At 65.9% G+C, this 19,806-nt stretch carries 17 protein-coding genes; 9 read left to right on the top strand and 8 right to left on the bottom strand.

Annotated elements, in window-relative coordinates:
• Positions 1 to 3: 3 nt before the first annotated feature.
• From ACODSP_RS08825 to ACODSP_RS08800, 6 genes are all read right to left on the bottom strand, one after another.
• Positions 4 to 1,221, bottom strand: coding sequence for an efflux RND transporter periplasmic adaptor subunit (locus tag ACODSP_RS08825; protein WP_488965241.1), 1,218 nt, complete (start codon positions 1,219 to 1,221; stop codon positions 4 to 6).
• Entirely contained in the window at positions 1,218 to 2,486 is a 1,269-nt protein-coding gene (locus tag ACODSP_RS08820) for a TolC family protein (protein ID WP_488965240.1), read from the bottom strand. The genes ACODSP_RS08825 and ACODSP_RS08820 overlap by 4 nt, the downstream gene beginning before the upstream one ends.
• Before the next feature lie 69 nt (positions 2,487 to 2,555).
• On the bottom strand, positions 2,556 to 2,885 hold the full coding sequence (locus ACODSP_RS08815) for a hypothetical protein (RefSeq protein WP_488965239.1): 330 nt from the start codon (positions 2,883 to 2,885) through the stop codon (positions 2,556 to 2,558).
• A 73-nt stretch (positions 2,886 to 2,958) separates the two neighbouring features.
• Positions 2,959 to 4,362: a hypothetical protein gene (locus ACODSP_RS08810; RefSeq protein WP_488965238.1), complete on the bottom strand. Its 1,404-nt coding sequence runs from the start codon at positions 4,360 to 4,362 to the stop codon at positions 2,959 to 2,961.
• Positions 4,363 to 4,366: 4 nt separating this feature from the next.
• Positions 4,367 to 5,620: a nucleotide sugar dehydrogenase gene (locus ACODSP_RS08805; protein WP_488965323.1), complete on the bottom strand. Its 1,254-nt coding sequence runs from the start codon at positions 5,618 to 5,620 to the stop codon at positions 4,367 to 4,369.
• Positions 5,621 to 5,716: 96 nt separating this feature from the next.
• Positions 5,717 to 7,555, bottom strand: coding sequence for a DUF885 domain-containing protein (locus tag ACODSP_RS08800; RefSeq protein WP_488965237.1), 1,839 nt, complete (start codon positions 7,553 to 7,555; stop codon positions 5,717 to 5,719).
• A gap of 382 nt (positions 7,556 to 7,937) precedes the next feature.
• On the opposite strand from ACODSP_RS08800, the gene ACODSP_RS08795 reads away from it, so the two are divergent.
• The 9 genes from ACODSP_RS08795 to ACODSP_RS08755 all read left to right on the top strand — a co-directional run bounded on the left by ACODSP_RS08795 (position 7,938) and on the right by ACODSP_RS08755 (position 17,767).
• The gene (locus tag ACODSP_RS08795; protein ID WP_488965236.1) at positions 7,938 to 8,495 is read left to right on the top strand and encodes a hypothetical protein; all 558 of its coding nucleotides are present in this window, start codon (positions 7,938 to 7,940) and stop codon (positions 8,493 to 8,495) included.
• Between the two features lie 4 nt (positions 8,496 to 8,499).
• Positions 8,500 to 9,234, top strand: a complete 735-nt coding sequence (locus ACODSP_RS08790; protein ID WP_488965235.1) for a response regulator transcription factor — start codon at positions 8,500 to 8,502, stop codon at positions 9,232 to 9,234.
• A 73-nt stretch (positions 9,235 to 9,307) separates the two neighbouring features.
• Complete coding sequence (locus tag ACODSP_RS08785; RefSeq protein ID WP_488965234.1) at positions 9,308 to 10,741, top strand: sensor histidine kinase; 1,434 nt, start codon at positions 9,308 to 9,310, stop codon at positions 10,739 to 10,741.
• Positions 10,742 to 10,933: 192 nt separating this feature from the next.
• Positions 10,934 to 11,698: a sugar transferase gene (locus tag ACODSP_RS08780; protein WP_444734836.1), complete on the top strand. Its 765-nt coding sequence runs from the start codon at positions 10,934 to 10,936 to the stop codon at positions 11,696 to 11,698.
• 14 nt (positions 11,699 to 11,712) lie between these two features.
• Positions 11,713 to 12,432: a polysaccharide biosynthesis/export family protein gene (locus ACODSP_RS08775; protein ID WP_488965233.1), complete on the top strand. Its 720-nt coding sequence runs from the start codon at positions 11,713 to 11,715 to the stop codon at positions 12,430 to 12,432.
• 35 nt (positions 12,433 to 12,467) lie between these two features.
• On the top strand, positions 12,468 to 13,949 hold the full coding sequence (locus tag ACODSP_RS08770; RefSeq protein ID WP_488965232.1) for a GumC family protein: 1,482 nt from the start codon (positions 12,468 to 12,470) through the stop codon (positions 13,947 to 13,949).
• A complete protein-coding gene (locus tag ACODSP_RS08765) occupies positions 13,946 to 14,656 on the top strand; it encodes a P-loop NTPase family protein (protein ID WP_488965231.1) in 711 nt (236 codons plus the stop codon). Before ACODSP_RS08770 ends, ACODSP_RS08765 begins: the two co-directional genes overlap by 4 nt.
• Entirely contained in the window at positions 14,653 to 15,897 is a 1,245-nt protein-coding gene (locus ACODSP_RS08760) for a glycosyltransferase family 4 protein (protein ID WP_488965230.1), read from the top strand. Before ACODSP_RS08765 ends, ACODSP_RS08760 begins: the two co-directional genes overlap by 4 nt.
• A complete protein-coding gene (locus ACODSP_RS08755) occupies positions 15,836 to 17,767 on the top strand; it encodes a glycosyl hydrolase family 28-related protein (RefSeq protein ID WP_488965229.1) in 1,932 nt (643 codons plus the stop codon). The genes ACODSP_RS08760 and ACODSP_RS08755 overlap by 62 nt, the downstream gene beginning before the upstream one ends.
• Before the next feature lie 122 nt (positions 17,768 to 17,889).
• Here ACODSP_RS08755 and ACODSP_RS08750 read toward each other — a convergent pair whose 3' ends face one another.
• Together ACODSP_RS08750 and ACODSP_RS08745 are read right to left on the bottom strand one after the other, a co-directional pair.
• Positions 17,890 to 18,264: a hypothetical protein gene (locus ACODSP_RS08750; RefSeq protein ID WP_488965228.1), complete on the bottom strand. Its 375-nt coding sequence runs from the start codon at positions 18,262 to 18,264 to the stop codon at positions 17,890 to 17,892.
• On the bottom strand, positions 18,261 to 19,628 hold the full coding sequence (locus ACODSP_RS08745) for an oligosaccharide flippase family protein (RefSeq protein WP_488965227.1): 1,368 nt from the start codon (positions 19,626 to 19,628) through the stop codon (positions 18,261 to 18,263). Before ACODSP_RS08745 ends, ACODSP_RS08750 begins: the two co-directional genes overlap by 4 nt.
• Positions 19,629 to 19,806 lie beyond the last annotated feature (178 nt).

The following is a 19,806-nucleotide window of genomic DNA, read 5'->3' as shown; positions in this document are numbered from 1 at the left end:
CCGTCAATGCGCATGGCTGTGGGAGGCTTCCCCACGCGAGGCCTCGGCCTTCAACAGGAAGGTGTTGCCCATCGCCACCTGTTCGCCGGGGAACAGGCCGAAGGTGATCTCGGCAAAGCGGCTGTTGCGCCGCCCCACCTCCACCACGCGCGGTTCAAACCCCTCCGCATTGCGCACGAAGACGACATTGTCGCCATTCAGCACCTGCAAGGCGCTGGCGGGGACGGCGATGTCGGCCACCTCCCCGCCCGCCTGGATGCTGCCGGACCCGAAATCGCCCGGACGCCATTCGCCATCGCCATTATCCAGGGCGGCCACGACGCGCGCGGCCCCTGTCTGCGGGTCCAGCGTGGCGCCGGCGGCAACCACCTTGCCCTCCGCATTGCGCCCACCCTGGCCGGTCAGGCTGACGGGCTGGCCCTCCTTCACGGCGGGCAGGTCGGCGGCATAGACGGGCAGTTCGACCCAGACGCTGGACAGGTCAGCGACGGAGAACACTTCCTTTTCCGCCGACAGCAGCTCGCCGCGCACGGCCTCTCGCCCAATGACGCGACCGGCGATGGGCGAACGTACCTCCAGCCGGCCCAGGCTGAAGGGCTGCTTGTCCAGGCCCGCAATCTCGGCATTCGACAGGCCCAGTACCGTCAAACGCTGCTTCGCGGCGGCCAGCGTGATGGCGGCGGTTTCGGCGGCGGCGCGGGCGGTTAGGTAATCCTGCTCCGCCGATACCTGCTTGCGCCACAACCCCTCTTCGCGCGACAGGGTGGTGGCGGCCAATGTGTTCTGGCGCAGGGCCGACAGATACTCGGCCTTGGCGTCGGCCAGATCGCGGCTGTCCAGCACCAGCAGCACATCGCCCGGCTGCACCGGTTCGCCCAGGCGCTTATGCACCTCCGTCACGATGCCGGACACGCGCAGGGTGACATGCACCATCTTGTCGGCATCGGCCACGACCGTGCCCGTGACGCGGATATCGCGGGACACGGGTCCGGGTGCTGCCTCCACCAGCGTGATCTTGGAACGGGTGATGGTGGCGGCGTCCATATGGATGGCACCGCCTTCCTCTTCATGCTCTTCCCCCGCGCCATGGTCATGGCCGTCGCCGGCCTTGGCCGCGACGGGCTTCGGGGTGCTGGTGAAGCTCTTGACGGCAAAGCCGCCGGCCAGCAGCAGGGCGATGGCGGAGACGCCGATCAGGACATGTTTTTTCGTGATATTCATGGGGACACCTCAATGTCCGGGGCGGTCAGCCGGTCAAGCTCAGCCCGCGCGTCGTGGAAGCCCTGCAGGGCGTTGATCAGATCGGTGCGTGCATCGACCAGCGTGCGCTGTGCCTCCAGCACCTCCAGATAGGCGAACTTGCCCTGGGCATAGCCTTCATTGGCCAGACCGAAGGCCTGTTCGGCGGTCGGGATGATGCTGTCCTGAAGCGTGCGGGCCGTGTCGCGGGCAGCCGCCAGATTGGCACGAGCGGCATGGGCACGGCGGTCCAGGTCGATGCGTTCGGCGGCCAGATCGGCCTCCGCCGCCACCAGATCGGCCCGCGCCTTAGCGATACCGCCCCGGTTGCTGTCAAAGATCGGGATGGGCACCGACACGCCCACCAGGAAGGCATTCTCCCCATCCTCCCGGAACTGCCGGAAGCCGGCGGACAGGGTGACATCGGGGATCGCCTTTGCCCGTTCCACCGACAGTTCCGCCCGGCCCCGCGCCACATCGGCCTGACGCCGGCGTAGATCGGCCCCGTCACCGCCGGCTGCCGCATCATCGGCATCAATGCGGGTGAACCAACCTTCGTCCAGGTCGATGGCGGCGGGGGACAGGCCCGTCAGGCCGGCCAGCGTCTGGCGCGCGATGGTCAGGCGGCGGTTGGCCTGATCCAGGGCCAGTTGCGCCTGTCGCCGCGTGATGTCGGCGCGCGATGCCTGGATCGGGGCTTCCCGCCCCGCCTCCACCCGCGCCTTGATGCTGTCCTGTACAGCCACGGCCAGACGCAGGCCATCCTGGGTCAGGGCCACCTGCCGCGATGCTGCCACCGCCTCCGACAGGGCCAGGCGCACATCGCGCGCCAGATCCAGCCGGGCCAGCGCCAGATCAGCCACCGCCCCGTCGCGGGCCGCACGGGCGGCATCGGTGCGACGTGCGCGCTTACCGCCCAGTTCGATGGTCTGCGACAGGCTGTATGTGCGTTCTGACGACCGGAAATCGCGGTAGGGACCGGAACCGGCGACATTTTCCAGTTCGAACCCGATCTCCGGATTGGGGCTGGTGTCGGCCTGATCGACGGCCCCGCCAGCGGCATCCAGCCGGGCACGCGCCGCCGCACCACGCGGCGCATGTTCAAGGGCCAGCGCGATGGCAGTGTCAGGGGTCAGAAGGGTCTGCGTAGGTGACAGGGTGGGGGTGGCGGCGGGCGTGGATTGCGCCCATGCCGCCGGAGCCCCGGCGATGGAAATCGCCAGGGCGACCGCATGATGCAGCCGCATGAATACTCCGCGAATGACGAACGGATACCGGGCCGCCCGGTCAGGGCGGCGGTGAGGGTGATCGGTTCGTCAGGCGCGCGGGGGTTCGTCGGGAAGCGTCAGGTCAGCGCTATCCGGCAGCAGCAGGGCGTCCGCCGGATAGGCGGTCACGCCCCAGACCACGGGTTCCACCACACGGGTCCCGCGGGCGCGGTCGGCCACATGGATGTGGCTGCATTCATGGTGGCAATCCATGGAGATTTTGCCGGCGGGCGCATGGTCCGCCCCGGCCAGCATCTGCGTCTGCCCCGTCTGGTCATTCCCCGTCTGCCCATGGCTGTGCGACAGGTCCCGGGCGTGAAGCCCAGGGACATTCATCAGGAATGCCGCCAGCAGCAGAAGGGTCGCAAGGAAACGCATGGATACCAAGGTAGGGGGCCGACAGCTCCTGTGCAAGGGCACAATTGTGATTGCCCAGGATCAGATTGTTTCGTCAGGGCCAACCAGCCGCAATTTCACTCAGAACTTTTTCCAGATCGCTCGGCTGGTCCACGAAGATGCGCAGATTATGACGCAGGATCTCATTGAAACGCCCCTGTACCTCGACCGGGTCCAACGCTGCCATGGCTCCCATCGCCTGCCCGATGCGGATGATGCGGTCGCCGAACTCAACCAGATCATCATAGGACTCGTCGAAAAGATCATTGAAGGTCTGATAGCCACGGCTGCGCAGGAACCGCAATGTGTGGGGTGTGCCGATGATGATAAAGGGGCGGCAGGCGATTATGGCCTTCCAGGTCTTTTCGGAAATGAAGCAGAAACCGTTATCGTAGGCCGTTTCCGTAACGACATTATACCGCACCCGCCGATAGGGCCGGTCATCATGAATGCCGATCATGGTCGAGTTATCGAACTGCGTGGTGCCGTTCAGTTGCAATGCCGCGTCGACCAGCGGGGCATCATCGACACGCAGCGGCATGCGCTGCTGCACCATCTCCCAGGCATGCTGAACGGTCGGATCCTCGTACCGTATCCGCTCGGGATGCTGGATGTTGAGACTGACGAGGCTTTGATCCAGATGCCCGCCCAGCGCCATCATGACCAAAGCCAGGACACGGTGCGTCCGGGGCGCGTTGTTCATGCATAGGAACAAGCGGTCCGAGGGCTCCGTCGCCCGGATGACATCGGCACGACCGTAGAAATCCTGTACCGAGACAGGCACGCCGGCCTTAAAGATTTCCACCGAACGGCATGACACCCCGCCCGTGGCGGCCGGTGCCAGTTCAGCCTGGATACGGTAGGTTTCACCTTCAATGCCGACACGCCGTATCCCTTTCATAAGGGGACAGAAGATATCGGCATAACGGACCTGGAATGGCAGGCTGGATATCTGCCGGAAGCCCCGCCAATGGTCCAATTCGGCTTCAAAATGAATATTCCCCGTCAACAGCCATACCTGACGGGGTGCCAGACCATGGCGGCGGACGAAATCCGCTATGTCATCATAGACATTGCGGACCTGCTGTTCGGGTGACCGCATGTAAAAGAATTGCCGCGCCTCATGGGCGAAGCTGATGACCAGGGTCACCTGTCCGGTCTTGATGCCTGCCAGTACGGCTGGCGGAACATAGGGGTCCAGGAAATGGCTGGTATCGGCGCTTGAGAGATGCTCAATGATCTCATAGCGCAGTTCGACGGGGAAGATGAACGGCTCTCCGCGTGCCAACAGATCGGCGGCGGTATCCAGACGATACCGATACCGTTCCACCGCCCCCAGGTAGGGGAACCAGTAGTTCCAGCCATAGCTGACACCGGCCTGCTCCGCCCGGCCCGACACATCCAGCCGATGTCCCCCTTGGGGTGTCCGCCGGTAATTCTCGAAGCCGAACGAGATCACTGTGTCAAATCCCCGAAGCCGGGCCGATACCAACAGGAATGTAGGTGATATCAGGCTGCGGCGCCGTCAACATGCGCCACGGGTCGATAACCACTGATCCTGCCGGGAATTTCAGCGTCTTGAGAACGGAATGTTCCGCCCCCAGTAGGAAAACCCGTGCTTCGCCTTCGGCGAAATCGTCAGGAATCCCCTCAATGAACGGATCGATCAGGGCCACGGGGTGACCCCTTTCGCGCATGATATTGGCCAGCAGCACAGCCGGACTGCCTGTCGTCAGGTTGGTTTCGGCCTTGAAGCTGTAACCCAGGATAACCTTGGGCAGGGCATGGCGACACATCAGATCGGCCAGGAATTCCGTCTGATTCTCCCGTGCCATCATCAGGTCTTCGAAGAAGTCGCAACTGAGGTCAAGGCTCCGCGCCAACCAGGACATGGCGATATTGTCGCGCGGATGGCATCCGCCACCATCGCCCATTCCGCTTTTCAGATAGGCGGGGCTGATCAGCCGACGGCCCGCCATCTTCAACGCCCCCATGACCTGATCGGCGTCGGTGCCCGGCGTCTTGTGACAGATCTCCATCACCGTGTTGGCGAAAACGATCTTCATTCCAATGAAGGTGTTATAGGAAACCTTGATCAGCTCCGCATTTTCCACCGACGTGGCATAGAAGGGGGCGTCGGTCAGGGTGCGGTAAAGCTCCTGGGCCCGCTTTGCCGCGTCGGGGTCATGCACGCCAAACAGGATGAATTCGGGATTCATGAAATCGCGCATGGTCGTGCCCATGGCGATGAAGAACGGATTGTAGCAGATGCGCATATGGTGATTGATCACCGGGAAAATATGCCGCCGCACCGTCCCCGGCAGGACGGTGGAGATCACCACCACCGCCGTGGGACGCTTCACATGCGGCGCCAGATCCCGCAGGGCCATGACCAGATGGTCATAGTTGAAATCAACACGTTCCGGCGGGATACGGGTGACACCTTCATAACGGGGATCATGCGGCGTCTGAACCGCGACAAAGATGATGTCCGAATGATCGGCCAGTTCCGCCAGCGACCCGAAACGGACGCTGGAGGCCGCCAGATAGGGATCGAACGGTTCCACACCATCCGGGCCGGTTTCACGGTAGGGGCGAGGGTCCTTGGTCATCGCCGCGGCGTTGATATCAAAGCCCATGACATCATGGCCTTTCATGGCCATCGCCACGGCACAAGGCATCCCAAGCTTACCCAAACCGACGAAACCAACTTTCATCATTCATCCCAGTGCGGCATCTGCATCACGGGCGCAGTAAACCACAAATCGACAAGCGGTTTCTACGCTCGCGCAATCCATCAGCGAAGGGAGCGCTCAAATAGACAGGCGCCCCCCCACCAGTGCCTCCAGCCGTGACAGCGGCACATTGCCGGTCATGACCAGGGCGTCGTTGAAGCGGCGGAAATCGTACTTGGCCCCTAACCGGTCCTTCAGAGTGTCGCGCACCCGGTTGATGGCCGTATGGCCGATCTTGTAGGCACAGGCCTGGCCCGGCCAGGAGCAATAACGGTCGACCTCGCGCGACACTTGCGCGGCGGTGGAGCCATTGTTGGTGACGAACCAGTCAATGGCCTGCTGCCTTGTCCAGCGCTTGGCATGGATGCCCGTATCCACGACCAGACGGCAGGCGCGGAACGCCATGGATTGCAGGTAGCCCAACTGCCCGATGGGGTCGTCCTTATAGACGCCCAACTCATCGGCCAGTTGCTCGGCATAGAGCGCCCAGCCCTCGGTATAGGCGCTGTAGGCCAGCAGGGTGCGGATCAAGGGCAGCTTGTAGCTATATTCACCCTGCCAGATATGGCCGGGAATGCCCTCATGATAGGAGAGCGTGGGCAGGGCGTGGCGCGGCCAGATGCTGGTGTCGCGCAAGTTGATGTAATAGGAGCCGGGCTGGCTGCCATCCATCGATCCCGCGCTGGCATAGCCGCCGGGGGCGCCGGCCTCAATCGCCACGGGCACCCGCTTCACCACCAGCTTGCCGGGCACCAGCACCGTGAAGGCCTGCGGCATGCGGGTGCGGATATCGTCCACCCGTTCATTGATATAGGCCAGCAGGTCGGCGCGGCCCTTGTCGTCGTTCGGCCACAGATATTTGGGGTCCTTGCCCAAGGCGGCCATACGGTCGCCCACCGTCCCCTGGGTCAGGCCCTGGGCGCGCAGCAGCGGTTCCATGCGGGCCTGCAGCATTTTCAGCTGCTCCAACCCCATGGCATGCACCTCGTCCGGAGACAGGCTGGTGGTGGTGGCCGCACTCAGCGCCCAGGCATAATAATCCGCCCCCTGCGGCAGGGCCCAGACGCCGGCATCACTGCGGGCACCCTTGCGCTGCTGCTCCATCACCGCCTGCTGTCGCTTCAGGGCGGGCAGGACCTTTTCAGTGATGATGGAGGTGGCCTCACCCGGTTTGGCGTGGCCCACCTGCTTTGCGCCTGCCTCGAAATGTTTCACCAGTTCCCAATCGGCCACCGGCATGGTGGCGACGCCCGTGAACTGCCCGATGGCCTTGTCCAGCAGGAAGTCGGGCAATGTGTAGCCCTGGCCACCCTCCACCCGCAGCCGTTCGGTTTCCGCATCCAGCGCCGTGGCATAGTGGGTCAGGCGCGACAAGTAGCTGTCGGCGTCTTCTTTGGTTTCGATCTTGTGCTGGCTGGTCAGGAAGTCCGGCACCTCGACAAAAGCGCCGACATTCTGGGCCACGGCATAGGGGCTGTTGCGATAGGAATAGCTCTGGTTCAGCAGCGCCATGTCGCCGAACCGGAACCCGTGCCCCTTGGCCGACAGTTCCAGGGTCGCCTGCGCCACCTCCAGATTGGCCTGCATCTCTGCCGACAGGCCGGCGCGGTCCAGCGCCTTCACGGCGGCCAGCTGTTCCTTGACCACCCCGCGCTGCGCCTCGATCCCGGCCAGCGACCGGTCACCCAGCCGGGCGCGCAGACCCGCGTGCCGGTCCTTGTCGATGCCAAGCTGCGTGGCGTTTTCCGGGTACCAGGCCAGGATACGGTCGGTCAGTTGATCCAGAAAGGCCTGGGCCTTACCGGTGGCATCACCACCGGCGGCGGCGAGCGCGCGGGGGGCCAGCCCCATCATCGCCAGCGAAGCGGTACCGGCCAGCAGCTGGCGGCGGGTGGGGGAAGCGGCATTACGGGTCATGCGGTTTTTGCCTTCACCAGGGTCCGAACGGAAGGGCCGGCATTATGCGACGCATCCCACCCCTTCCGTCCAGCGGGAACCGGACCCGATAGGGCGGGACGATGGAACCGGTTGCGGTCTGTTGCAGGGAACCACCGGCCCACGGGGCCGGGACATTGTCAGAAGTCACAGGAACCGGGCGCCGTGCCCCCTGTTACCTGCGGGTGCCGATCGACCGGCAGGGTGCGCCATGTCCGGGCCCTGGCCGGGGGTAATCCCAACAGGGTTCAAATCCTTTTCGGAACTACCCCCGATCCACCCGTGCAAGTGCCGGAATTCAGTGCCCATCATCCGGCGGGCGCCATCCGACAGGACCATCAGACTTAAGGGAAGGGAGCCGGATATGTCCCGCAGGGGGATAGAGCGGTTACGGGTAGGGACGGCGGTGGGGGTCGCGACGGCGCTGATCCTGTCCGGCTGCGCCAATGTCCGCCCGGACCCCACCCCGCGTCCGGCGGCCAGCGCACCCGCCACGCCTGCCCCCAAACCCACCGCGCCGGCCAAGGCAACCGCCACCCAAGCCGCCAAGACAAAACCGGCCAAGCCACGCAGACAGGCGGGCCAGGCACCGGACCAGCCCGCCGCCCCGCCGATACCGGCACCGGAAATGGTGGCACCGGTGCCACCCCTGCTGCCCGTGGGCATGGATGAAGACAGCCTGACCCGCGCGCTTGGTCCGCCGGCCAACAGCCGGGAGGAGACGCCGGCGCGCGTCCTTTCCTTTCGCCGCCGCGAATGCGCCCTGAACCTTACCCTTTATCCGGACGTCGAGACGCGGGTGTTCCGCGCCCTGTCCTATGAGGTGACCAGCGATGATCAGGATGAACGAGCAGTCAGAGTTTGTGCGGCCCGGTTCGGCATTGCCGGCGATGACGGACCTGGCGTCGCAGCCCGGAAATAGGCGCTTGGAGGAAGGGGGCCTGCGCCTGGCCCTGGTCGATGATGATGATGATTTCCGAGAGGTGGTGGGGGCGGAGCTGGAGGATCATGGCTTTGCCGTCACCAGTTTCCCCGACGGGCCGCCCCTGCTGGATTATCTGGCGGACGGCAACGAGGCCGATGTCATCATCCTGGACTGGAACCTGCCCACCTGGAACGGCATCGACCTGCTGCCGCAATTGCGCCGCCGGGGCGTGAACATCCCCGTTATCATCCTGACCGCCCTGTCGGGCACCAGTTTCGAGATGGCGGCGCTGGAGCGTGGGGCGCTGGATTTCATCGACAAGTCGCGCGGCGTGCCCGTGCTGGCCCGGCGTGCCCGGTTGATCGCCGATGCCGCCAAGCTGCCGCCGGGCACACCGGTGGACGATAGTGTCGACCATGGCGCCCTGGTTCTGCGCCCGCGCCTCAGCCGGGCCTATTGGCGCGGGGTGGATGTGGACCTGACGGTGACGGAATTTAACATCGTCCAGCGGCTGGTGGACAATGCCGGCGACCATGTCACCTACCGGGCGATCTATGACTGCGTGCATCGCAGCGGTTTCATCGCGGGGAGCGGGGAAGATGGCTATCGAACAAATGTCCGATCCTCGGTCAAGCGCATTCGAAACAAGTTCCGCGCCATCGACCCCGGATTCGGGGAGATCGAGAATTTCGCCGCCTTCGGATATTGCTGGCGAAACCCGCCAACCCCGGCTTGACGATCTGTGGCGGCACGCGGGGCTGGCCCTGTCGTCGCTGACCTTCCGGCTGATCATCCTGGTTTCGATCTTCGTGGCGCTGCCCGTCATCCTGTATGGGCAGTTCGAACGCGCCGACAAGCAGAGCCGCGATCTGGTGGCCGACAGCCTGCGCCGCAATGGCTGGCTGGTGGCGCAGGCCCTGGCCGCCCGCCTGGAACAGCGCGAGGATGTGCCGCCGGTGGAGCTGAACGCCATGCTGGCCCGGTTCGCGGATAATGGCACCATCCTGAAACTGATGTTCAAGCCCAGCCAGGGCGGTGCCGCGGGCGGCTTCTATTTCGTGGCGTCGGCGCCGCGCGTGCCCGCCGAGCAGATGGGGGCCGACCTGGATGTCCTGGCCCGCCACGGCATCCTGAAATCGCTGGGCGACAGCTGCACCTGGGACAAGCCCGTCGAAATACGCTATCGCCAGATGGACGGGGCGGAGGAGATCCTGACCTCCGTCATTCCCATCCAGGGGCGGCGCGGCTGCTGGGCCTTGGTCTCCGCCGACAATTCGTCCGCCCTGCTGAACACCGCCTTTGGCCGCCCCTACTGGCAGACGGACAATATCCGCATGGCGGCTTTCATCTATCTGGCCTTCGCGGGCCTGGCCCTGCTGGTCGTGTTGAAGGCGCGGGGCGCGCTACGGCATTTCCGGCGGGTTGCGGGGGACATAAGGCGGGGCGGGGCCGGGGCCGCCCGCTTCACCGACCGCAACCCCTTGCCCGAACTGTCCAGCGTGGCCGGTGATTTCGACCGGCTGGTGCAGGACCTGCACCGGGCGGCGGCGAATATCAGGGGCACGGCGGAGGAGAACGCCCATTCGGTGAAGGCACCGTTGGCCGTGATCCGGTCGGCCCTACAGCCCCTGAAGGCCGTGACCCCGCGGGAGGATCAGCGGGCCCAGCGCGCCCTGCAACTGATCGAGACGGCCCTGTCGCGCCTGTCGGCCCTGATCTCCGCAGCACAGCGCCTGGGCAACGACACCGCCGATTTTATCGAGGCGCCGAAGCTGCGCATCAACCTGACCCATGTGGTGGCCGACGCCCTGCACAATGCGCGCGACATCTCCATCGACCGGCAACTCCGCTTCATCCGTCATCTGGACGAGAATGTGCGGGTCCTGGCGCCCGACGGCATCCTGGACATCATCGTGGAAAATATCCTGGACAATGCCATCGGCTTCTGCCGGCCCGGCGGCACCATCGAAACGACCTTGACCCGGTCGGCGGGCCGCGTCGATCTGATCATCGATGATGAGGGGCCGGGCATCGACCCCAACAAGATCGAGCATATTTTCGACCGCAACTTCTCCTTCCGGCCCGCCGGCACGGCGGCGGGGGAACCCGCCCATGCCGGGCTGGGCCTGTGGATCGTGCGCCATCATGTGGAGGCGCTGGGCGGCGGGGTCACGGCATCCAACCGCGCGGGCGGCGGCCTGCGCATGCATGTCCGCCTGCCGCATCATAATCATAAGGGATGATGTGCCGGGCCAAGCGCCGCGATCCTGGTTGCAGCGCAGCATAATCAGGACACAGATTGACCACAGGCCGATGCGCCATTGCGGTTGTTATAGTCGGCACCTGGGAATGACGAAAACAACAAACTATTGCCGCCGCCCGCGATTGCATTCGCGGGCGATGGGCACCCTTTACCCACGGAGATGGAGCGTATCATGGCATCGCAAGCCTTTACGGCCCCCCTGTCGCGGCAAGCTGTTCTGGTCGGTTCTTCGGCTGGCGCACGCGGTTATGACTGGCACCGCCTGCATGCCGCCGCCATCGACCAGCATCTGGACCGGGAGCGCCGTCCCGCAGTGCGGCAGAACCCGGCTACAAGGATCAGCAAGCGGCTGTTCGACATCGCCGCATCGGCATCGCTGCTGGCGCTGCTGTCCCCCCTGTTCCTGACACTGGCCGTGCTGGCCAAGCGTGATGGCGGGCCCGTGCTGTTCGGTCATCGCCGTGTCGGCGCGCGGGGGCAGCCCTTCAAATGCTGGAAGTTCCGCACCATGGTGCCCAACGCGGAGGCCGTGCTGGCCCGCCTGCTGGCCACCGATCCCGCAGCACGGGCGGAGTGGGAGCGCGATTTCAAGCTGCGCGATGATCCGCGCGTGACCAGGGTCGGCCGTTTCCTGCGCACCACCAGCCTGGATGAGTTGCCGCAACTGCTGAACGTGCTGGCCGGCGATATGAGCCTGGTCGGCCCCCGCCCCATCGTGGCGGACGAGGTCCGGCGCTATGGCGCGGCCTTCCATGATTATTCCCGCTGCCGCCCCGGCATTACGGGCGTGTGGCAGATCAGCGGGCGCAACGATACCGGCTATGGTGAGCGGGTGCGGCTGGACCGCGATTATGCCCGCAACTGGAGCTTCCTGTCCGACCTGCGCGTGCTGCTGCGCACGCCATCGGCGGTGCTGCGCCGCGACGGCGCCTATTGAGGCGGGCCGTCACCATGAAGGCGCCCGCGATCAGACTGCTTCTCCTGCTGCCCCTGCTGCTGACCGCCTGTGCGCAGCAGCAGGCGGCCCTGCCGCCGGCACCGCAGGTGGCGACGCCCGTCGCCGGCACCGCCGCCACCCTGCCGGGATACAAGGTGCAGGTGGGTGACATGCTCTATATCCGCCTCTACCTCAATCCGGAGCTGAACGAGGAAGTGGTGGTGCGGCCCGACGGCATGATCTCCACCGCCATCGCCGAGGATGTGATGGCCTATAACCGCGCGCCGTCGGAGATTTCGGCCAGCCTGCGGGAAAAGTACCGGACGCTGCTGACCGATCCGCAGATCAGCGTGATCGTCCATTCCTTCGCGCCCAACCGCGTCTATGTGGCGGGTGAGGTGGGCAGTCCCGGTGAGTTCATCACCGTCGGTCCCAACCTGACCGTGACCCAGGCCATCGCGCGGGCCGGCGGAGTGAAGCTGTCGGCCTCGCGGGAGAATATCTTCATTCTGCGGCGCGGCGACGGTGACAAGCCGCAGGCCATGGCCGTCGACTACATGGCCGCAATCACGGGCAAGGACCCCGCCGCCGATGTGCGGCTGGCCCAGTATGACGTGGTCTATGTGCCGCGCACGGGCGTCTATGAGGCCTACACCTTCTGGAACCAGTTCGTGCAGCAGTTTGTGCCCTTTAATTGGGGCTTCACCTACAACATCAACCCTTCGAACAACTGACGAAGGATTGCTGGCCCACCCTGCGGGAGACGGCAATGTACGCGACAGCCCTGCCCCATGGCGTCCTGATCACGATCTGCAAGAGATGGCGCCTGTTCATGACGGTCCTGCTCGGCACAATGCTGCTGGGGGCCGGATACCTGACCTTCGCGACCAAGAAATATGAATCCGTGGCGGAACTGGTGGTCACCTTTGGCCGCTGGTCCGCCCCGGAGGTGGAACGGGGGCCGGCGACGGAGCTGACCCCGTCCGACCGGCGGGAGATCGTGCTGGCCCACGCCGCCATCCTGCACAGCCATGATCTGGCGCGTGCAACGGTGGAGACGTTCGGCATCCCCGCCATCTATCCCGACATCGCGGCGGACCCGCCGGCGCGCGGCACCGCGATGGATGCCGCCGTCACAAGGCTGCTGGATGATCTGGCCGCCGAGGTAGGCAACCAGGACAACATCATCACCCTGTCCCTGCGCCATCCCGACAAGGAGATGGCGCCCAAGCTGGTGCGCAAGCTGATCGACCTGTATGTGGGCCGGCAGACCCAGATCTACCACAACCCGCATGAAGGCTTTCTGGCAAGCGAGGTGAGGCAGGCCAGCGACGAACTGGCCAAGGCGCAGCAGACGCTGGAGACCTTCAAGGATCAGTGGCGGATCAGCAGCTTCGACAAGGAGGTGGAGGATCTGCTGGCCCAGCGCAGCGAGCTGGATACCAGCCTGCACGCCGCCCGCGCCACCCTGGCCCAGGCGCAGGAACGCAAGCGCGGCCTGGAAAAGCTGATGACCAAAGTGCCGGAAAAACTGCCGGAGACGGCCAGCGGCGAGAAATACCGCGCCCTGGACGAGGCGCAGTCGCGGCTTCTGGAACTGCGCATGAAGCGCAGCCAGATGCTGGCCACCTATAATCCCGACGGGCCGGCCATGGCGGCCTTGAAGGCCGGCATCGCCACGGCGGAACGGGAAGTGGCGACCCGCCGCGCCGATCTGGAGAAACGGTCCACCAATGCGCCCAACAGCGTCTATCAGACCCTGCAGACCGATTATCTGCGCACCAGCGCCGATGTGGAAAGCAATGCCCAGCCCGTCCAGGTGCTGACCGGCCAGATAGCGACCCTGGATGAGCGTCTGACCGAGCTGCGCCGCAACCGGGGCCGGTTCAATGATCTGGTGCGCGAATACCAGATCGCGGAGGAAGCGTACCGTTCCCTGTCGATGCAGCACGCCAATGCCCGCGTGAAAGGCAACCTGAACAGCGAACGCATTTCCCCCGCCGCCGTCCTGAGCGAGCCAACCCAGCCCTATCGCACGGTGCGGCCGCGCGGGCTGGCCACGATGATCGCCTGCCTGATCGGCGGCGCCATCCTGGCCACCATCGCGGTGCTGCTGCGCGAAGCGCGGGACGACCGCTTCACGACGGCGGAACAGGTTGTCTTCCTTCTGGACCTGCCGGTCCTGGCCAGCTTCGAGCGGCAGCCGCATCGGCCACCCCTGCAATTGCTGGCCTACGGAGACAGCGCATGACGAAGCTGAACATCGCCCCGGAACCATTCCGGGACCCCGTCCCCCCGTGGCAGGAACATGAGGTCCGGGAGGTGGACTGGCCCGTGCCGGAGGATCTGGCCATGGTGGACCTGATCGAGCTTTACCTGGAAATCGATGCCGTCCTGGCCACCGACCGGGGCATGGCCATCCAGTTCCTGGCCGCCGGTCCCGGCCCCGGTGCATCGGAGATCGCATTGGACATGGCCTGGGCCGCCGCCAGCGTCCTTGGCAAGAAGATGCTGGTGCTGAACTGCACGCGACAGCCCTGGACCCCCTGGCCGCAGGCCGCCGATGCCGGGGCCGACGGCATTGTCCGGGCGCTGGCCCGGCAAGCGGAGCTGATGAAGATACCGGAGCAGGAAATGTATATGGCCGACCTGCGCGGCTGGCCCGGACGCGGCATCTCACCGGCCCGCACGGACGAGATCGCGGGCCATATCGAAAGCTTCCGCCGGCATTTTGACATGGTGATCGTGGTGGCCCCGCCCGCCGACAGCGAGCCGCTGGGCGCCATCCTGTCGGGCCATGTCGATGGCAATGTCATCGTGATCGAGGCGGAGCAGACGCGACGGTCATCGGCCATTCGCCTGCGCGAACTGCTGGTCCGCTGCAACCGGCCCATCCTGGGGGCCATCCTGCATGACCGGCAGAACCATATGCCGGGCTGGATGGCGAAGCTGTTATGACGCGGCCCCTGCATATCATGGTCGTGAACAACCTCTACCCGCCGCTGATGGCCGGCGGGGCGGAGCGGATCGTGGCCTTCCTGTGCGAGGGGCTGGTGCGGCGCGGCCACCGGGTTACCGTGGTTTCCACCTGCGGCCCGGACATGGAACCCTATCCCGTGGAACAGCGGGACGGGGTGGAGGTGATCCGCTTCTTCCCGCCCAATCTCTACTGGTCCTTCGAACGCTCGCTGAACCCCGGCCCGCGCAAATGGCTGTGGCATGCCAAGGATGCCTGGAACCGGGACGCGGCCCGCCGGCTGGGCACCATCCTGGACGGGGCCAGACCGGATATCCTGCACAGCCATCTGATCGACGGGTTTTCCGCCGCCATCTGGGCCCGCGCGCGGGCCGATGGCGTGCCGGTGCTGCATACGGCACATGATTATCATCTGCTGTGTCCGCGCGCCTTCCTGCTGACCCATGACTGGCGGCTGTGCACCAGGCCGCGCGTCCATTGCCGGCTGTACCGGCACTGGCATATCCGCACCACCCGCCATGTCGGCCTGTTCGCCAGCCCGTCACGCTTCCTTCTGGACCTGCATCAGCGCGCGGGCCTTCGCGCCGGGGCCGGGACCGTGGTGCATAATGGCATTCCCCTGCCCCCCGACGCCGATGACATCCGCCAGAACCGGCCCCCGGACAGCCGGGGCCGGTTCCTGATGCTGACGCGGCTGACGGTGGAGAAGGGGGTGGAAACGGCGCTGGAGGCCATGGCCATCCTGCCGCGCGACCTGCCCGTGGAACTGTCCATCGCGGGCAAGGGACCGCTGGAGGAGAAGGTGCGGGCCGCCGCAGCCGCCGATCCGCGCATCCGCTATCTGGGCTTCCTGGACGGACCAGCGAAGGTGGAGGCCCTGACGCGGGCGGGGCATCTGCTGCTGCCGTCCCTGTGGTTTGAGAATGCGCCCGTGACCATCGTGGAGGCCGCCGCCTACGGCCTGGGCCTTCTGGGCAGCGATATTGGCGGCATTCCCGAATTCGTGGAGGCCGGGCGCACCGGCTTTCTGTTCCGGCCCGGCGATGCCGGCGCGCTGGCCACCCTGATGGCGCGGCTGGCCCGCGATCCGGGTGCCCTGCCGGAACTGCCCGACGCGTCGGCGGCCCTGGCCCGACGCTTCAGCATGGAGCGCATGATCGATGATTACGAACGACATTACCGGGCGCTGGCCGGTGCCGGCATGGCGGCAGCCGTGGCGTAGAGGCGTCCTGCCGCTGCTGTTATGTCTGCTGCTACCGGCCCTTCCGGTGCGGGCGGAACTCTATCCCGCCGACAGCAGCGCCCTGAATGTGCGCGATTTCGGGGCGGTGGGTGACGGGCAGACCGACGACACCGCCGCCTTCCTGGCGGCACTGGCGGCCAGCGGCGGGGATACGGGCGCCAGCTTCTGGCAGGACCGGCTGGTCTTCGTGCCCGACGGCACCTACCGCATCACGGCTCCGCTGCTGAAACGCTATGCCGATGGGCGGTTCGCATCGGGCTTCGTCCTGATCGGGCAATCGGAAACCGGAACGGTGCTGAAACTGCCCGACCAGGCCCCGGGCTATGGCGATCCGCAGCGCCCGCAGCCCGTGATCCTAACCAGTTCCAAACTGTACCGCAGCGGGGCGACGGAAGGCGGCAAGGATTATCCGGGCCGCGGCGAAGGCAACGACGCCTACATGAATTTCGTGGAGAACATGACCATCGATGTCGGCAGCGGCAATCCCGGTGCCATCGCCATCGATTATCTGGGCAATAACAGCGGCGCCATCCGCCGTGTCACGCTGCGCGCCGGGGCCGGCAGCGGGGCCGTGGGCCTGTCCATGACCCGCAAATGGCCCGGCCCCACCCTGATCCAGCATCTGACGATCCAGGGTTTCGCCACCGGCATCGCGACCGCCCAGACCGAATATGGCCTGACCTTCGACCATGTGAACCTGTCGAACCAGACGGACACAGCCATCGCCAACAGCCAGAACGCCCTGACCTTCCGCGACCTGCGCATCGACGGGCCTTCGGGCCGGATCATCAATGCGGGTGACAAGGCCTTTCTGGCGATCGAGGGCGGGACGGCCCCCGGTGGCGGCGTGGCGAACCTGATCCGCAATGACGGCTTCGTCACCCTGCGCGACCTGTCCATCGGCGGCACGGTACAGAGCGGTGTGCTGCAAGGGCGCAGCAACTGGCAGGCCACACCGCCGCCCGCCGGGCGCACGGCATGGGCGGACCCACCGCCGGTGCCCGTGGTAGCAGCCGGGCAACGGGTGAATGTCGCCACCTATGGCGCCACCGGCGATCCCGCGCAGGACGCGACACAGGCGCTACGCCAGGCCTTCGCATCGGGGGCGGCCGTAGTCTATATGCCCAACGGCACCTATGCCGTGAATGACAGCGTGGATATCCCGGCCAGCCTGCAACGGATCGTGGGCATGAATTCCACCATCCGCGTCATCAACCGCCGTCCGGCCTTTGCCCGCACCAACGGCATGTTCCGCGCCGCCACGGCGGGGCCGCCCTTGTTCATCGAACGGCTGGCCTTCGACAATACCGGTCTGGGCGAACAGGTCGGGGTGGAACTGTCGGGGGCGCGGGAGATCGTGCTGCGGGACATCGTGTCCGCCGGCACCACCATGCTGGATCGCCGCGCCACCGGCGGACGCGCCTTCCTGGACAATATGTGCTGCGGCCTGCTGCGCATCACGGGGCCGCAGCCGGTATTCGCGCGCCAGTTCAACAGTGAGGGCACGACGACCCGCATCATCAACCGGGGCAGCCCGCTTTCCATCCTGGGCCTGAAGACCGAGGGGGTCTGCACCGTGCTGGACAACCGCGAGGGGGCGCGGACCGACATTTTCGGCGGGCTGGTCTATGTCGTGCGCGACGGGGCGCCGGCCACGGTGCCCACCTTCATCAACACCGGCTCCTCCCTGTCCGCCAGCTTTGTCGAGGAGGCACTGAGGTCCGGCAGCCGGTATCAGATCTATGTGGGCCGCGCCGCCGGCGATGCGACCCCGCCCGTGCCCGTCACAGGCTTTCCCGAACGCGGCTTTGGCCGCTTCGTGCCCGACCTGCGCGACGGGCCGCCGTGATGTGAGGGGGGAGGCTTGCCAAAGAGTTGAGAAAATCCGCCTCCCCGGCCTCCGCCGGGAGGCAATTTATAAATTTCAATAGGTTGGCCACGCGGGTCGCTGAGTTTCAACTGCCCTTAATCTTAAGGACGGGTGACGGCGAAGGGGTCGGTGCCCGGTTCCTTTACCGGGCCGGGCCGGGGCGGCAGCCTGGCGGCGACGCAGGTCCCGCCCAGGCGCCGCGCATCCGTCTGGCAATCGGCATAGGCGGGGTAGACGCAGGACATGACGTTGCCAGCCCGCGCCAGACAGTAAGGAAGGGCGGCGACGGGCCTTTCAAACTCCCGCTCATTGGTGACGCAGCGCCCGCCGGCCCTGTCCGCCTCCCGCTGACAGGCGGCGGGATCGACATAGAGGCATTGGGCCGGCACGCCCGTGACCTTCACACAGAAGGGGGCGGCGGCGGCCATGGGCGTGGCGCCCAGCAGCAGCGCGATGATGGCGGCGGTGCGTTTCATCCCTTCACCCCTTCGTCCCGTCGTTGATCAATGGCCCGCACCATGAGGGCCAGCAGCAGCAGGCAGCAGATGGCCTGCGCCGCGCTGTATCCCGCGATCACCCAGGGGGCGGCCCATCCCTGGGCCATACCGGCCAGGAAGACGCAGACCGTCAGACACAGCCGGCCCACCTGCCAGCCGGCGGCCAGCCCCTGCCGGCCCAGGATCTGAAGCGTGTGGAACACGGGCTGGACCACCGCCTGCGCCAGATAGCCGAGGCTGAGCGCGTGCAGATAGATCACCGCCTGCTGCCATTCCGGCCCGAAAATGCGGGCAAAGGCGAAGGACGCGGCCAGGTTGGCGGCCAGAATCCAAACCAGCGCCAGCAGGAACTGCCGCGACACGACCTGTGCGAAGCGGCGTTTTAGGCGGGCGGGGTCGCTGGCTGCGATCTTACCCGCCTCCCCCATATAGACCTGCAGGATGGAGGTGCCGACAATGGCCAGCGGGCGCGAGAGCACCCGCTCCACCAGAAAGATGAAGCCGGCCACGGCAGGGGAAAAGGCGATGCCGGCCAGGAGATACAGCAACTGGCTGCTGCCCGCCGCATCGATCAGGGCGGCCCAGCTGCTGATCAGCGGGAAACGGACATGGCGGCGGGCCAGCACCCGCATGCGCCGCCAGGACAAGAGCCGCCAGACACGCCGCATCCGGGCCAGGACACAGCCGAACAGGCCGAAGCTTCCCGCCGATTGCCCCAGGACAAAGCCGGCCAGCAGGCCCGGCGCCCCCAGCCCCGCCAGGGTCAACACGATCTGGCTGACCGGTCCCACCAGCCCCTGCGCCAGCCTTGTCTTGGCGATGGCGGGGAAGTCGCCGGCCCGCGTGGCCAATTGCAAGGCGATGTAATAGAAGCCGAGACAGAAATAGCCCAGGACCAACAGCCCCTGGTAAAGCGCCAGCGGCCCCTCATCCAGGGGCAGCGGCCACAGCGCCCGCAGCGTCGCATCCGGCACCGCGAAGACCGCGATGCCCAGCGCCGCCGTGGTCAGCACCAGCACACACAGGCAGACCGCCGTCAGATTGACGGCATCCGCCCCCCGCCGCACCAGCAGCAGGGCGAATTCGTAGCGCAGGGACGCCACGACCACGATCATGGTCAGGGATGCTGAATAGACGCTCAAGGTCCCGAACTGCTGCGGCGTGTACAGCCGCGTCAGCAGCGGCGACAGCAGCAGGGCGATCATCTGTCCTCCCGCCGCCCCCGTCAGCAGGATGGAGACATTGCGCAGGAAGGGCCGGGCCGACAGCCAGGCGCGCAGCTGGCGCGGATGCCAGCGGCCCAGCCCCCCGATCGCCCTCTGGTTGGTGCAGTCCTGGGTCATGATGATCCCGTTCAGTTCACCCCTGCCATAACATCCAGAATTCGGATGCGCACCGGGCAAAGGAGCGGGTCACAGGGTGATCACAACCCAGCCTGTGAAGGTGACACTAAATAGTTCTGGCAAGGCCGGACTTCATGCCGATTTCGGGTTCGCATCTGCACCCAAGTATCGGCCCGGC

The organism is Niveispirillum sp. FG156, from assembly GCF_057809555.1.
The sequence above is the reverse complement of the archived record's forward strand: the minus strand, read 5'-3'. Positions and strand labels throughout refer to the sequence as shown.

Excerpts from the sequence above, each read along its gene's own strand:
- ACODSP_RS08795 (WP_488965236.1), top strand. The coding sequence starts at position 7,938 with ATGTCCCGCAGGGGGATAGAGCGGTTACGGGTAGGGACGGCGGTGGGG.
- ACODSP_RS08820 (WP_488965240.1), bottom strand. The coding sequence starts at position 2,486 with ATGCGGCTGCATCATGCGGTCGCCCTGGCGATTTCCATCGCCGGGGCT.
- ACODSP_RS08825 (WP_488965241.1), bottom strand. The coding sequence starts at position 1,221 with ATGAATATCACGAAAAAACATGTCCTGATCGGCGTCTCCGCCATCGCC.
- ACODSP_RS08755 (WP_488965229.1), top strand. The coding sequence starts at position 15,836 with ATGATTACGAACGACATTACCGGGCGCTGGCCGGTGCCGGCATGGCGG.
- ACODSP_RS08805 (WP_488965323.1), bottom strand. The coding sequence starts at position 5,620 with ATGAAAGTTGGTTTCGTCGGTTTGGGTAAGCTTGGGATGCCTTGTGCC.
- ACODSP_RS08765 (WP_488965231.1), top strand. The coding sequence starts at position 13,946 with ATGACGAAGCTGAACATCGCCCCGGAACCATTCCGGGACCCCGTCCCC.
- ACODSP_RS08770 (WP_488965232.1), top strand. The coding sequence starts at position 12,468 with ATGTACGCGACAGCCCTGCCCCATGGCGTCCTGATCACGATCTGCAAG.
- ACODSP_RS08760 (WP_488965230.1), top strand. The coding sequence starts at position 14,653 with ATGACGCGGCCCCTGCATATCATGGTCGTGAACAACCTCTACCCGCCG.
- ACODSP_RS08775 (WP_488965233.1), top strand. The coding sequence starts at position 11,713 with ATGAAGGCGCCCGCGATCAGACTGCTTCTCCTGCTGCCCCTGCTGCTG.
- ACODSP_RS08780 (WP_444734836.1), top strand. The coding sequence starts at position 10,934 with ATGGCATCGCAAGCCTTTACGGCCCCCCTGTCGCGGCAAGCTGTTCTG.
- ACODSP_RS08815 (WP_488965239.1), bottom strand. The coding sequence starts at position 2,885 with ATGCGTTTCCTTGCGACCCTTCTGCTGCTGGCGGCATTCCTGATGAAT.
- ACODSP_RS08745 (WP_488965227.1), bottom strand. The coding sequence starts at position 19,628 with ATGACCCAGGACTGCACCAACCAGAGGGCGATCGGGGGGCTGGGCCGC.
- ACODSP_RS08800 (WP_488965237.1), bottom strand. The coding sequence starts at position 7,555 with ATGACCCGTAATGCCGCTTCCCCCACCCGCCGCCAGCTGCTGGCCGGT.
- ACODSP_RS08750 (WP_488965228.1), bottom strand. The coding sequence starts at position 18,264 with ATGAAACGCACCGCCGCCATCATCGCGCTGCTGCTGGGCGCCACGCCC.